The 13,901-nt window shown below is 51.3% G+C and carries 9 protein-coding genes; 4 read left to right on the forward strand and 5 right to left on the reverse strand.

The features are described 5' to 3' along the window. Positions 1-81 precede the first annotated feature (81 nt). Entirely contained in the window at positions 82-2,670 is a 2,589-nt protein-coding gene (locus tag OH31_RS04900; protein ID WP_024929849.1) for a bifunctional diguanylate cyclase/phosphodiesterase, read from the reverse strand. Positions 2,671-3,013: 343 nt separating this feature from the next. On the opposite strand from OH31_RS04900, the gene OH31_RS04905 reads away from it, so the two are divergent. Continuing rightward, positions 3,014-3,286 (forward strand): cupin domain-containing protein, encoded by a 273-nt coding sequence (locus tag OH31_RS04905; RefSeq protein ID WP_024929850.1) that lies wholly within the window; start codon positions 3,014-3,016, stop codon positions 3,284-3,286. Positions 3,287-3,295: 9 nt separating this feature from the next. Here the strand turns inward: OH31_RS04905 and OH31_RS04910 are convergent, their stop codons facing one another. Together OH31_RS04910 and map are read right to left on the reverse strand one after the other, a co-directional pair. Continuing rightward, on the reverse strand, positions 3,296-5,875 hold the full coding sequence (locus tag OH31_RS04910; RefSeq protein WP_024929851.1) for a [protein-PII] uridylyltransferase: 2,580 nt from the start codon (positions 5,873-5,875) through the stop codon (positions 3,296-3,298). 27 nt (positions 5,876-5,902) lie between these two features. Further along, the gene (map, locus tag OH31_RS04915) at positions 5,903-6,697 is read right to left on the reverse strand and encodes a type I methionyl aminopeptidase (protein WP_024929852.1); all 795 of its coding nucleotides are present in this window, start codon (positions 6,695-6,697) and stop codon (positions 5,903-5,905) included. Positions 6,698-6,949: 252 nt separating this feature from the next. On the opposite strand from map, the gene OH31_RS04920 reads away from it, so the two are divergent. Next, the gene (locus tag OH31_RS04920) at positions 6,950-7,780 is read left to right on the forward strand and encodes an HDOD domain-containing protein (protein WP_024929853.1); all 831 of its coding nucleotides are present in this window, start codon (positions 6,950-6,952) and stop codon (positions 7,778-7,780) included. Positions 7,781-7,822: 42 nt separating this feature from the next. Here OH31_RS04920 and OH31_RS04925 read toward each other — a convergent pair whose 3' ends face one another. Further along, positions 7,823-9,658, reverse strand: a complete 1,836-nt coding sequence (locus OH31_RS04925; protein WP_024929854.1) for a tetratricopeptide repeat protein — start codon at positions 9,656-9,658, stop codon at positions 7,823-7,825. A gap of 149 nt (positions 9,659-9,807) precedes the next feature. Here OH31_RS04925 and OH31_RS04930 point away from each other — a divergent pair, with 149 nt between their 5' ends. Continuing rightward, positions 9,808-10,347, forward strand: a complete 540-nt coding sequence (locus OH31_RS04930; protein ID WP_024929855.1) for a peroxiredoxin — start codon at positions 9,808-9,810, stop codon at positions 10,345-10,347. Between the two features lie 9 nt (positions 10,348-10,356). Next, on the forward strand, positions 10,357-10,839 hold the full coding sequence (locus tag OH31_RS04935) for a dihydrofolate reductase (protein WP_024929856.1): 483 nt from the start codon (positions 10,357-10,359) through the stop codon (positions 10,837-10,839). Between the two features lie 705 nt (positions 10,840-11,544). Here the strand turns inward: OH31_RS04935 and OH31_RS04940 are convergent. Continuing rightward, positions 11,545-13,791, reverse strand: a complete 2,247-nt coding sequence (locus OH31_RS04940; RefSeq protein WP_019881947.1) for an arginine/lysine/ornithine decarboxylase — start codon at positions 13,789-13,791, stop codon at positions 11,545-11,547. Positions 13,792-13,901 lie beyond the last annotated feature (110 nt).

The following is a 13,901-nucleotide window of genomic DNA, read 5'->3' on the forward strand; positions in this document are numbered from 1 at the left end:
AGACGGTTTAAATCATCTGATCATCGCGATGCGTCTACCTCTTGTAGGTAGACGCCGTGACAAGTCAGGCAGATGAGATCCTTAGCCTAAATCAATCAGTAACTTCTCGAATGCATCCGCTGGCATTGGTTTGGCAAATAAATAGCCCTGGCCAAAATCGCAATGTATCTCTTCGAGCAAATGCAATTGCGCTTCCGTTTCTATGCCTTCCGCAATGACTTTAATTTTGAGTCTATGCGCCATCTCAATAATGGCTTCACAAATCGCCAGTTCGCTGGAGTCTGGCGCCAGGTTGGCTGTGAATGAACGATCAATCTTCAAATAGTCGACGTTGAATTTTTTCAGGTAGGACAAAGAGGAGTAACCGGTGCCAAAGTCATCAATGGCGATATGAATGCCGGCATTGTGAAATCCCATCAGCTTCTCTTCAATGTTGCCGACCAGGTCCATCAGCACGCCTTCGGTAATTTCAATCACGACGCACTTGGTCGGGAAATGAATATGATCCAGCAGACTAATCCAGTTATGCATCATTTCTTCATTCGCTTTGAATTGCACCGGCGATTTATTGACGGCAATTTCAAAGTCGCGCCCCAGCAGTTGTTTAAATCTGGCACCCTGTTTGACGGCTTCTATAAATACCCAGTTACCAATTTCATGGATAGTGCCGTAGTGTTCGCAAATGGGGATAAAAATATCCGGGCTGATATACCCCAGTTCCGGATGTTTCCAGCGTAGCAAAGCTTCTGCTTTATTAATGCGGCCGCTGGAGAGCTCAATGATGGGCTGGTAGTGTACAGAAAACTGTTTGCGTGACAATGCCTGGCGCAAGTCGGTAGACAGGCGAATGCGGAAATCTGACTCCTGCTGCATCAGCTTGGTGAAAAAGCGATAGCAGCCACGTCCGGCATTCTTGGCCACATACATGGCCTGGTCTGCGATTTTGAGCAGTTGTTGCGCATCGGAGGCATCTTCAGGGTAAATAGCAATGCCGACACTCGCCGAGATAAAAGCCTCTTTTTTCACTGTGATAAATGGCTCTGACAAGTGGTTGATAATGTTTTGTGCAATATGCGCAATCATCATATTGTCGTGGGTATCACTCAGAATCACGGTGAATTCATCGCCACCGAGGCGGGCGACGGTATCGGATTTGCGCACACAAGCAACGATGCGGGCAGCCGCTTCAATCAGCAGGGTATCGCCGACATTGTGGCCGTGCGTATCATTGATCTCTTTAAAGCGGTCGAGGTCGATAAACAGCAGGGCGCATTTCTGGTGTTCCCGTTGCGTCAGTTTGAGGGTTTGTTCCAGTCTGTCCTGAAATAGTTGCCGGTTAGGCAGCTTGGTTAGCTGGTCAAAATTGGCCTGCTTGAGTATTAACGCCTCTGCATCTTTGATGGCAGAAATATCAGAAAACAGGCCGACGCGTCTATGTACTGCGCCGTCAGCCTGATAAGAGGTGTTGATCGTTAGCCAGGTAGGGAAAATAGCGCCATTCTTACGTTTGCTCCAGACTTCACCTTGCCATTGCCCACAGGCCTGAATGGCCTGGCTTTGCGCGGCATAAAAAGGGGCATCGTGCTGATCAGAGCGCAAGAGGGTGATGGATTGCCCCTTGATTTCCTCCAGCGCATAGCCCGTCATTTTAGTAAATGCGGGGTTGATCGCCAAAACCGCGCCATAGGCATCTGTGATGGCCATCGCCTCACTGCTGTTGTTATAGACCAGGCCCGCCAGCTTCAGCTCTTCTTCTGCCAGTTTTCTTTCGCTGATGTCTTGCACCGCGCTGATGTAATACAGAGGTTGCTGTTGATCATCGCGTAATAAATGCACTGACAAATTCACCCACACCACTTGCCCCATTTTATGCAGGTAGCGTTTCTCTACAATATATTGGTCAATGTCGCCGTTTAACAAATGCGCGATGGTTTCCGCTTCCTTGATCAGGTCATCAGGCAGCGTAATTTGCTGGTAAGTCATGTGTTGCAACAGGATGTCGTCCTGGCTGTAACCGATGATGCGGCAAAATTCGCGGTTGATTTGCAAAAAGCGGCCAGATAAATCCACTTGTGCAATGCCAATCGCAGCGTGTTCAAACACCGCCCGGAATAAGGCCTCGCTATCCCGCAGGGCTTCCCTGGCCTGATCTCTTTGTTCGGTGGCCAGGCTGGAGTGGTAAATATGGTAGAGGCTGAGCTGGATGCTGTCGCGGAACTGGCCAATCAGCTCTTTCACCACCTGGTCATAATGGTTTTCCTTGGTGTCCAGAATGCAAATGGTGCCAAACACCTCGCCATTCGGCCAGTTAAGCGGTAAGCCATAATAAGAAATCATGCCCAGGGCGACATCTGGATTTTGCTCCCAGCCCGGGCTAGTCAGCGCATTCTGGATCAGCAGTGCCTGGTGGGTACTGATCACATTTTCACAATAGAGGCCTGTATTTAAACTGGCATGCTCACCCTGATGATAAACATTACCTTCGCTATGGCTGGATACAAACACTTCTATCTCGTGCGCATGCGCGCGCATGATCAGTGCTGCAGGAATATGGGCAATATAAGCGAGCAAGTCTGTGGTGATTTGCCAGCTCTGCAGTACCTTTTCGGGCACATCAATATCGTCCAGGATGGAATATTGGGGCAAGGCCCCGGATACCTGATTGATCATAACTACCCCCAATACTGTTCGTAGTCATTTTTGTATGGCATGACACACGTCTTTATTCTTTTTCGGCAAGAAACAGGAATTTCTTTACGTATGTTAATCACATTATGTGCTTTAGAAATCGCATAATCAATGTGGATTAAGATAGGAGAAGTGAAAAGATTTGATAAGAAATAGTCGCTTTCACTGATTTAAATCAGAGGTCAGACATGTGTTAAAAAGATTGAACTGTGACGCATAATCCGCAAAAATAAGAGCTGGCATGATGTTGCCAGCAAGAAGCTGCAGTGCCATGTATTTTTCCCAAGCATCGTCTGCATGTTTATCCCATGGCAAAGGAGCCGCTATGAGTCAGATCAAAGTAGAAAAACCGAGTGCCATGACCCTGGCTGCTTTGGGGGTGAAGCAATGGCCAACCTGGTCGAAAGAAGTGTCGACCTTTACCTGGCAATACAGCAGCACTGAAATTGCCTATATTCTCGAAGGCGAAGTGACGGTGACGCCAGCCAATGGTGCACCCGTGAGTTTTGCGGCAGGGGATCTGGTGACGTTTGCCAGTGGCCTGGATTGCGTGTGGGAAGTAAAAAAACCGCTACGCAAACATTATCATTTTGAGTAGCTTGTTTGCTTAGAGCTCACTCAGCGCCTGTGTCAGGGCGGCAGTTTGTGCGTCGTCTATGGTTTGGCCATGGCAGGCAGAAATCAGGAAACTATCTTCTACACGGTTGCCCAAGGTGTTGATTTTTGCATTGTGTAGTTCGATGCCATGGTTGAGAAACACCAGCGCCATGCTCGCCAGCAAGCCTGGTCTGTCGTTAGCAATAACATCCAGTTGTTGAAATGCCATCTGGCCTGACGCCGGATGCGCCTCTACCGGGCGCAGATTGACCTGTGTCGGGATGGGCATGTGTTTGACCTGGCGGCTGACACGTCCGCGTATCGGGTCGGGCATGGCCTGGGCACTGAGCAGCTGGTCGTTGAGGCCTTGTTCAATGTGCTTGAGCAGTCCGTTATAACTGATCTGGCGCGTGTCTGGTTCCAGCACGATAAAGTTATCCAGCGCGTAGCCATGCGCCGTGGTGTAAATCTTGGCCTGCACAATGTTGTATTGCATGCTGTCAAAAAAATGGCAGATACGAGCAAAAATCTCTTTCTGGTCGCGACTGTAAATCATGACTTGTATACCGTCACCTTTAGGGCTGAGCCGGGCCCGCACAATCGGTTTTTCAGCACGCAGGTGCGGGATCAGCAAGCGGCTTTGCCAGGCGATTTCGTCACTCTCAAAGCGGCTGAAATAGCCGCTGCCAAAGGCTTGCCACAACGGTTGTACTGAAGCTTCTTTCAGGTTGAAACTACTGAGTTTTTGTAGCACTTCCTGCTTGCGCAAACTCAGTTGCGCTTCGGTATTGAGTGATTGCTGCAATACGCGGCGTGTTTGCAAAAACAGGCTTTCCAGTAACTTGGCTTTCCAGGCATTCCACACGTTCGGGCTGGTGCCGCGGATATCGGCCACCGTGAGTAAATACAAGGCAGTCAGGCGATATTCTGAGCCGACCATCTGCGCAAACGCTTCAATCACATCCGGGTCGGACAAATCACTTTTCTGCGCCGTACTCGATAGTTTTAAATGCGCTTCGACCAGCCAGGCCACCAATTCGGTATCGGCTTTGGGTAGCCCCAGCTTTTGGCAGAAGCGTCCGGCATCAATGGTGCCCAATTGTGAGTGATCGCCGCCACGGCCTTTGGCAATATCATGAAAAATCGCGGCTAAATACAGCAAATGCGGCTGGCTGAATTCATTAAACAGCTGGCTGCATAGCGGAAACTCATGGCGCAGGTCTGGCTTGGCAAAGCGGCGCAAATTACGCAAAACATTGAGCGTATGTTCATCAACGGTGTAGACATGAAACAAGTCATGCTGCATTTGCGCAATGACGCGGCCAAATACCGGGATATAGCGGCCAAGGATGCCGTAACGGTTCATACGGCGCAGGCTGCGGTGTACACCTTCACGGCTTTGCAGTATCTGCAGGAATAAGGCTTTATGTGCAGCATTCTGCCGGAAGCTGCGGTCGATCAGTGGTTGCGCATCCTGCAAGGCTCTTACCAGTGTGGCGCTAAAGCCGGTGATGGCCGGGTGTTGCTGTAATAGCTGAAAACAGCGCAAGATGGCTTCAGGCTTGCGCTGGAACAAGTCTGGCATTTGTGCGTTCAACAGGCCTTGTGACAATGTGAAATCCTGGTCTATCACGCTGGGCGCTTCGGTGGGCGGGCTCACGCGCGCGTGCATGCGTTTGAGCAGCACTTCATTCTCAATCATGATCGCCCTGGCGCTGCGGTAAAAGCCTTGCATCAGTTGTTCACTGGCGCGTTTTTGTGCCGTGGTTTTATAGCCCATTTGCTCGGCCAGAGTATTTTGAAAATCAAATACCAGGCGGTCTTCGCGGCGTTTGGCCAGTAGATGTAAGCGGATGCGCAGGTTTTGCAGCAAGCGCTCGTGTCGCTTGAGCTGGCTGGCCTGGCTGCGGTTGAGCAGGCCAGCATGCACCAGATCGTTCCAGTCATTGCCCAGCCCCTGGCTTTGTGCGACCCACAAAATCATATGCAGGTCACGCAGTCCGCCCGGACTTTCCTTGATATTGGGTTCGAGGTTGTAAGCTGTATCGTGAAACTTGGCGTGGCGAATTTGTTGTTCACGCAGTTTTTCGGCAAAGAACCGCGCTTGGTCCAATTGCGTGTGCAATGACTGCATCAGGCCGCTGAAAGTTTGGCGGTGACCGGTCAGCCAGCGTGCTTCCAGCAGGTTGGTCATGATGGTCACGTCCAGCTTGGCTTCGTCCAGGCATTCTTGCAAGGTACGCACACTGTGGCCTATATTCAGGCCAATATCCCATAAGGTGCCAATCAGCGATTCGACAGCGGTTTGTAGCTGGCTGTCGCTGTTTTCCGGCATCAGGATCAGCAGGTCAATATCGGATTGGGGAAACATGTCGCCACGGCCATAACCGCCAACGGCAATCAGGCTGGCACTGGCCGGTAAAGCATAACTGCGCCAGAGATCTCGCAGCAGTTGGTCCAGCACACGGCTATGTTGTTGCAGTAAGGTTTTTGCTTGCGGATTGGCCTGGTAGGCATCGGCAATCTGCTGGCGCGCCAGTTGGAGCGACTCGCGCCAGTGTTTGAGCTGTTCCTTGCTAATCACTGTCATGTAGCAATGGTCACCATCGTCAGGTGTTTACAGGGCTGGGCGCGGTGGCGTACCGGCAGACACGGTCATGATTTCAAAGCCATCTTCGGTGACCAGTACGGTGTGCTCCCATTGTGCTGACAGACTACGGTCTTTGGTGACCACCGTCCAGCCATCTGACATGAATTTGATGTCACGACGACCGGCATTAATCATGGGTTCTATGGTGAAAATCATGCCAGGTTTGAGTGTCAGGCCAGCCCCAGGTTTGCCGTAGTGCAGTACTTGCGGCTCACAATGGAATTTTTTACCAATGCCATGACCGCAGAATTCGCGCACGATGCTGTAACCATTTTTTTCGGCAAACGATTGAATGGCGTAGCCGATATCACCCAGCGTGTTGCCGGGTTTTACTTTCTCAATGCCGCGCCACATGGCCTGATAGGTCAGTTCGCACAAGCGTTTGGCTTGTGGCGTCACGCCACCCACCATAAACATGCGTGAGGTGTCGCCGTGGTAACCGTCTTTGATAACGGTAATGTCGAGGTTGACGATATCACCTTGTTTTAGCTCTTTTTCGCTGGGCACACCATGGCAAATCTGCTGGTTAATGGAGGTGCAGATTGATTTGGGATAGGGCGTATGACCATCCGGCGCATAGTTGAGCGGGGCAGGAATCGCCTGTTGCACGTTGACGATATAATCGTGACACAACTGGTCCAGCTTGTTGGTCGTCACGCCAGCCACAACAAAGGGCGTAATGTAGTCAAGCACCTCGGAGGCCAGTCGACCGGCGATGCGCATTTTTTCGATTTCTTCGGGGGTGTGCAGAATGATTGCCATATGCTGATGACCTTACAAAACCGGATTTTTCAGGATCCGGCTTGGGAATCAATAACTAAAATGTCATTCTAACATAGGCATTTATCAGTCACGACTAAAGAAACACGCCTTTTGTGGCGTTAAACTTAATGATTGCATTCAAACGGATATACCCTAAAAACAAACAGGCGCTGATTTGTGCGATTGATCACAACATCGCATGCGGCGGCAATGTTTTATACTCGGGCGCATGAATCAAGCTGGAGCGAACAGATGGTGACACTCACCGAAGCAAGGCAACACCGGACCGTGAATGGCTGGGTCGCTTTTTTAAAGCAGGCAGATATCCCGGTATTGCGGCAAACCGCCAGGGAGCTGACTGCGCTGCAAGAGCGAGGGGACGACACGGGTGCACGTGACATTACACGCGTGGTGATTAATGACCCACTGATGATGTTTAAAGTGCTGACCTATGCCAACAATCACCGCAGCCGCCACCAGTTACAAGACCTGGTACAGGTGGAGCAGGCAATTATCATGATGGGTACCAGCACCTTTTTTGCCGAGATTCCTGCTGTGCCGCATGTCGAAGATGTATTGAACCAGCATGTGCCTGCCTTGGTGGATTTGCTTAAACTCATGATACGTGCACACCGTGCCGGTTATTTTGCGGCCGAATTTGCCTCACATTTGATGGATTTGCACGCAGAAGAGTTGCGTGTGGCGGCCTCATTGTACGACTTTGCCGAAATGCTGATGTGGTGTTTTAATCCAGAAGCCATGGGTGAAATCAGCAAGCGCCAGGCCGCTGATAAAGCCTTGCGCAGTCGTGTCGTGCAGCAAGAAGTACTTGGTTTCCGTATCCTGGAGTTGCAGGCGGAACTGGTGCAGGCATTTAACCTGCCATCGTTGTTAAACGATTTAATGGATGAGCAGCGCGCGCATCTGCCCAGGGTGCGCAATGTGCAACTGGCTGTCAACCTGGCCAGGCATTCTGCCGATGGTTGGGCCAATGCGGCCCTGCCAGATGACTACAAAGATATCGCCCAGTTACTACATGTGGATGTTGAGCGGGTAATGCATATTGTGGGCGTGCCGCACTAATATTTCCAGCGCTGTTGCACTACTAGCATTCCCCGCGCTTGATCAGGCGTCTGCTGTGCGTTTTGCCAGCAGGTCGGTAATCGCCTGATGCACCTGGTCAATCACATGTTCCCACGGCTCTGTAGCATTTTGCCTGAATAGCCGCATGCCCGGATACCAGGGGCTATCTTCACGCTGTTGCAGCCAGCGGAAATGCGCCTGGTGTGGCAACAATAACCACACCGGTTTGCCCAGTGCCGCTGCCAGATGCGCGACCGCTGTATCCACCGTAATGACTAGATCCATTTGCATGATTAGCCCGGCCGTCTGTGTAAAATCAGTCAGTGCCGGGTGATGGCATTCCAGCATCGGAAAACGCTTGAGCATGATGTGGTCTTCACGCCGGAACTCTTTTTGCATGCTGTGCCATTCGACTTCCATTTGCAGTAATGGCGCCATCAGGTAGAGCGGAATGCTGCGTAGCTTGTCATATTTATTATCCGCATCGCCACACCAGTTGAGGCCGATACGCAAACGTCTGGTCGGCCCCAGCAATTGTTGCCACGGTTGGCTATGCCGCTCGTGAATGGCGAGATAGGGCAGGTTGGCAGGCACCGTGTCGATCAGAGTTTTAAAGACCGCTGGCAGGCTGAGCATCGGGCAATACACATCAAAATGCGGTAAAGGACGGCCATCCTGGCGAATCACCAGAATGCCGGCATCCTGTGCCCAAAACTCATTTAACAGATCAAATAAGGCCTCGGGCACCGCGATAATCATCTGGTTAGGCTTGAAGGCCTTGATTAGCGGGATATAGCGACAGTATTGCAAGGTGTCGCTCAGTGTCATTTCAGCCTGGATAAGGATGGTTTTGCCCACCAGTGAGCCGGTTTCACGCCATAACAAGTCTGTGTTCGGTCGCTGCTTGTCAGGGAGTACCTCAAAGCGCGAAGCATGCATGGGCCAGCCAGTCTCATATTCGCCCCTGGCCAGTTTGAGCATACTCAGGTAATAGCGTGCCTGTGCGTGTTGAGGCGCATGCTGCAAAGCGGTTTCGAGGCAGGTATAAGCTTCGTCCGCATCGCCATTTTCATATAAGGCCAGCCCCAGGTTGCAGTAAGCAGAGGCATAGCCTGGATTCAATTGCATCGCTTGCCTGAAATCGGCGATGGCCGCTGGATATTGGCCGAGCTGGCAAAGCACCACGCCACGGTTGTTATACGGCACCGGCAAATTCGGCTGGTGGGTAATCGCATCATTAAAGCTATCCAGCGCGGCTTGTGTTTTACCCTGGAGTTGCAGCATCAGGGCGCGCTGATGATAGGCCTCAGCAAAGTCCGGCTGGATATTGATCGCCTGCTGCATACATTGCAGGGCTTCGTCAGTCGCATGCAACTGCTGGCATAACACACCCAGGCGATAGTGAAAGTGTGCGTGTTCAGGATGCGCGGCTACCGCTTGCCTGAGCATATTGGCTGCTGGTTCCAGTTGTTGTGCTTGCAGCATCAAGTCTACACATTCGCTGAATGCCTGTGATTGTTGCGGATCTAACTTGGTTGCAGTACGCAGGCGTAAAATCGCTTCTTGCGTGCGCCCCATATTTTTCAGTGCACGGGCGTCCAGAGAATACAGTTGTGCCTGTTTGGCATCCAGGGCGATCGCTTGTTTATAACATTCATGCGCCGCTTTAAATTGCTGCGTGCGCATATGCAGATTGGCCAGTTGCACATGCAACTCTAGTATTTTGGGCTGCAGGCTAATCGCTTGCAGTAAATACTGCTCAGCGGCATGAAACTCCTGATTCTTTAACATCAGGCCAGCCAGTTTCTGGTATGCGTCCCAGCGCAGCGGGTCGTCAGCAATTAGTTTGAGCAGTTTTGCAATGGCTTCATTATTCATGGGAGAGACTGCAACACTTCAAACGTTTGCGTATGACCTTAAAATGACAGATGGCGGATTAAGGTACAATAAGCGGCTTAAAGCGTCAACGGCCAAACGGTCATCAGGCTCACTTTTAAGTCATTTACGTCTAAAGGGGAAATCAAGCAATGCTCATCAAACTGATCATGTACGGACTGATATTATGGTTGGCCATCTGGGGTTATCGCCAGTATCAGCAGCCCTCAAACCGCGTCAGTGTCGGCATGAAAGCGCCGGATTTCAAGTTGCCGGATGCGCAAGGTAATACGCGCCGGCTGGCTGACTGGCAAGGCAAGTGGTTGATTCTGTACTTTTATCCCAGAGATGATACGCCAGGCTGCACGCGCGAAGCCTGCCATTTTCGTGATGATATCCAGCAAATCCATGCCATGGGGGCGGAAGTCGTTGGCGTGAGCGTAGACACTGTTGCCAGCCATGCCGAGTTTGCACAAAAACACCGTTTATCGTTTCCCTTGCTGGCTGACACCAATGGCCAGGTGGCAGATGCTTATGGCGCGTTGTTTAACCTGGGCATATTGCAGGCCGCCAAACGCATGACCTTTATTATCGATCCGCAAGGCATGGTTGCGCAGACCTATAGCAACGTCAATCCGGATGGACACAGCCAAGCCATTATTGATGACCTCAAACGGTTATCCGCATTTTAAGAGGTTTTTATGCAAGCACTCTCCCTCATCGTCGCCCATGCCGACAACCGGGTAATTGGTCACAATAACCAATTGCCCTGGCATTTGCCCGAAGACCTCAAACGCTTCAAGCAACTCACGATGGGGCATCATATTATTATGGGCCGCAAGACTTACGAATCGTTGGGACGACTGCTGCCGGGACGCACCACCGTGATTGTGACGCGCGATACTGAATATGTGGTTGAAGGCGCGAAAGTGGTTCACTCATTGCCGGAAGCGTTGGCGGCGTGCGCAGGCGATGATGAGCCATTTTTGATTGGCGGGGCAGAGATGTACGTCCAAGGTTTGCCTTATGTCACGCGGCTATACATTACGCGCGTATATGCGCATGTAGGCGGCGATGCGTTTTTTCCTGAGATGGAGATGCATGATTGGGCGTTGGTGAGCGAGGAGGGGCATACCTCGGTGAATGGCTTGCATTATAGTGATATGGTTTATCAGCGCCGCTGATTGAGATGATTTGACCAGATAGAGATAGTCTTAGGAAGGTCATTCTTTCATCGTAAGGTTGGGGGATTGCTTTTCGCCTTTTCGGCGAGTTACTTTTCTTTGCTTGCACAAAGAACAAGTAACCAAAAGAAAGTGCACCCCAACTTCCGCTTGTATCCTGCGCTACTCGAATTGCCGGGCGTCCATCGAAACTCGCCCTGACAAGCCACACAAGACGTGGCTTGTTACGGAACTCGGACAGCCGATGGCCGAAAACTCCCGCCAAGCCTGCGTTGCTCGGCGCGGCAGATGGGGCCCCGAACACCTAATGAGCGCCACCATTATTGCCCTTAACAAACCAATCTGTTTTTTGAATCGTTTAAATTGTTACTCTGTGTGTTTGGCGAGATAAATCCCATTCCATCACGCTGAGTAGCGGAGACTAAGTGGGGGATATCGGCCATCGGCTGTTCGAGTTCCGCGGTGGCTTGCGGGGTGTGCAAGCCGCTAGGGCGAGTTTCGATGGACGCCCACTTTGCCGAGCAACGCAAGGGAGCCTTTAGGCCGTGATGGCTGGGTGTCTTCCTCTTTGGTTACTTTCTGGGGGACAAGCACCAGAAAGTGACTCGCCTAGAGGCGAAAAGCAAGAATGCATGCAATCGCAATGGCCTTAAAAACAAAAAAGGGAAACGCTTTGGCGTTTCCCTCATGCAACATTACTAGAAACTAATCCTCTTGCTTCACACAATCCACGTAATACACTGCTTTACCATCCACGATTTGTTTCACCAAACCATGGTTATCGGTCTCAAAGCCCGGGAATTTCTCGTTAAATTCACGCGCAAACTTGAGGTAATTCACAATCACCTTGTTAAAGCGTTCGCCAGGAATCAGCAATGGGATGCCCGGCGGGTAGGGCGTTAACAATACCGCAGTCACGCGACCTTCCAACTCATCAATCGCAACACGTTCAATCTTGCGGTGCGCCATTTTTGAGAAGGCATCGGTTGGCTTCATGGCCGGTACCATGTCTGACAGGTACATTTCAGTGGTCAGGCGCGCCACGTCATTGGCTTTGTACACTTCATGGATTTGTGTAGACAAATCTTTCAGGCCAATGCGTTCATAGCGTGGGTGTTTCTGCACGAACTCCGGCAGTACTTTCCATAAGGGCTGGTTCTTGTCGTAGTCATCTTTAAACTGCTGTAAAGCCGCGACCATGGTGTTCCAGCGGCCTTTGGTAATGCCGATGGTGAACATGATAAAGAACGAATAGAGGCCGGTTTTTTCAACAATCACGCCGTGTTCAGCCAAATACTTGGTCACAATGGCGGCGGGTATGCCGAATTCCTCAGAAAATTCACCATCCACATCCAGCCCTGGGGTGATGATGGTGGCTTTGATCGGGTCCAGCATGTTAAAGCCTTCGGCCAGGTTGCCGAAGCCGTGCCAGCGTTCGTTGGCTTTGAGCATCCACGCATCACGCTCTTCCAGGCCATCTTCGGACAAGTCAGTAGGACCCCAGACTTTAAACCACCAGTCGGTGCCCCATTCTTCATCCACTTTGCGCATGGCGCGGCGGAAGTCCAGCGCTTCTTTGAGTGACTCTTCCACCAAGGCGGTGCCGCCGGGGGCTTCCATCATGGCGGCTGCCACATCGCAGCTGGCAATAATCGAGTATTGCGGGCTGGTGGAGGTGTGCATCAGGTAGGCTTCGTTAAACAGGTCTCTATCCAGGTGATTGTCCTGCGCGTCCTGCACCAGAATCTGTGAGGCCTGGCTCAAACCGGCCAGCAGTTTATGCGTGGACTGGGTAGAGAACACCATGGATTCTTTACAACGCGGACGATCCGCGCCAATGGCGTGATAATCGCCGTAGAAGTCATGGAAGGTGGCGTGTGGCAACCAGGCTTCGTCAAAGTGCAGGGTGTCAATTTTGCCATCCAGCATTTCCTTGATTTCTTCGACGTTGTACAGCACGCCGTCATAAGTGGACTGCGTGATGGTCAAGACACGTGGCTTGGCATTTTTGTCGCTGGCAAACGGGTTGCGTTCAATTTTCTTCTGGATGTTTTCCCAGGCAAATTCGCTCTTCGGGATTGGTCCGATAATGCCGAAGTGGTTGCGTGTCGGCATCAGGAAAACAGGAATCGCACCGGTCATGATGATCGAGTGCAACACGGACTTGTGGCAGTTACGGTCGACGACGACGATGTCTCCGGGCGCCACTGTGGAGTTCCAGACAATTTTGTTGGACGTCGAGGTGCCGTTGGTGACAAAATATAAGTGGTCGCAGTTGTAAATACGGGCTGCGTTGCGCTCAGAGGCAGCGACCGGGCCGGTATGGTCTAGCAGCTGGCCTAATTCGTCGACCGCGTTACAGACGTCTGCACGTAACATATTCTCGCCAAAAAACTGGTGGAACATTTGGCCCACTGGCGATTTCAGGAAAGCGACGCCGCCAGAGTGGCCAGGGCAGTGCCAGGAGTAGGAGCCGTCAGCTGCGTAGTGGGTCAGTGCTTTAAAGAACGGCGGTGGCAGGCTATCCAGGTAAGCTTTCGCTTCACGGATAATCAGGCGCGCGACAAATTCTGGCGTGTCTTCGTTCATGTGAATGAAGCCGTGTAATTCGCGCAGCACATCATTCGGGATATGGCGGCTAGTACGCGTTTCACCGTGCAGGAAAATTGGGATTTCTTCATTGCGGTAGCGGATTTCGGCCACAAAGTTGCGCAATTGCTCAATGGCTTCCGGCTTTTCCTCGACGATTTCTTCATCGTCAATAGATAAGATAAACGCAGAGGCGCGGCTTTGCTGTTGTGCGAACGACGTCAGGTCACCATAACTGGTCACGCCCAGCACTTCAACGCCTTCATCCTCGATGGCTTTGGCTAATACGCGGATGCCGAGGCCAGAAGAGTTCTCGGAGCGGAAGTCTTCGTCAATAATGACGACGGGAAATCTAAATTTCATTCAATGAATCCTTAACTTGTCACTGAAACGTGTAACTCAAAGTGCAAAGGCACTGAGAAAGCCATGCTTTTACTCGGTGCCTTTGTGGTGAAATGGGTCGTTTTTCAATT

Origin of the sequence: Methylophilus sp. OH31 (genome assembly GCF_000576615.1) — a bacterium.
GTDB lineage: Bacteria > Pseudomonadota > Gammaproteobacteria > Burkholderiales > Methylophilaceae > Methylophilus.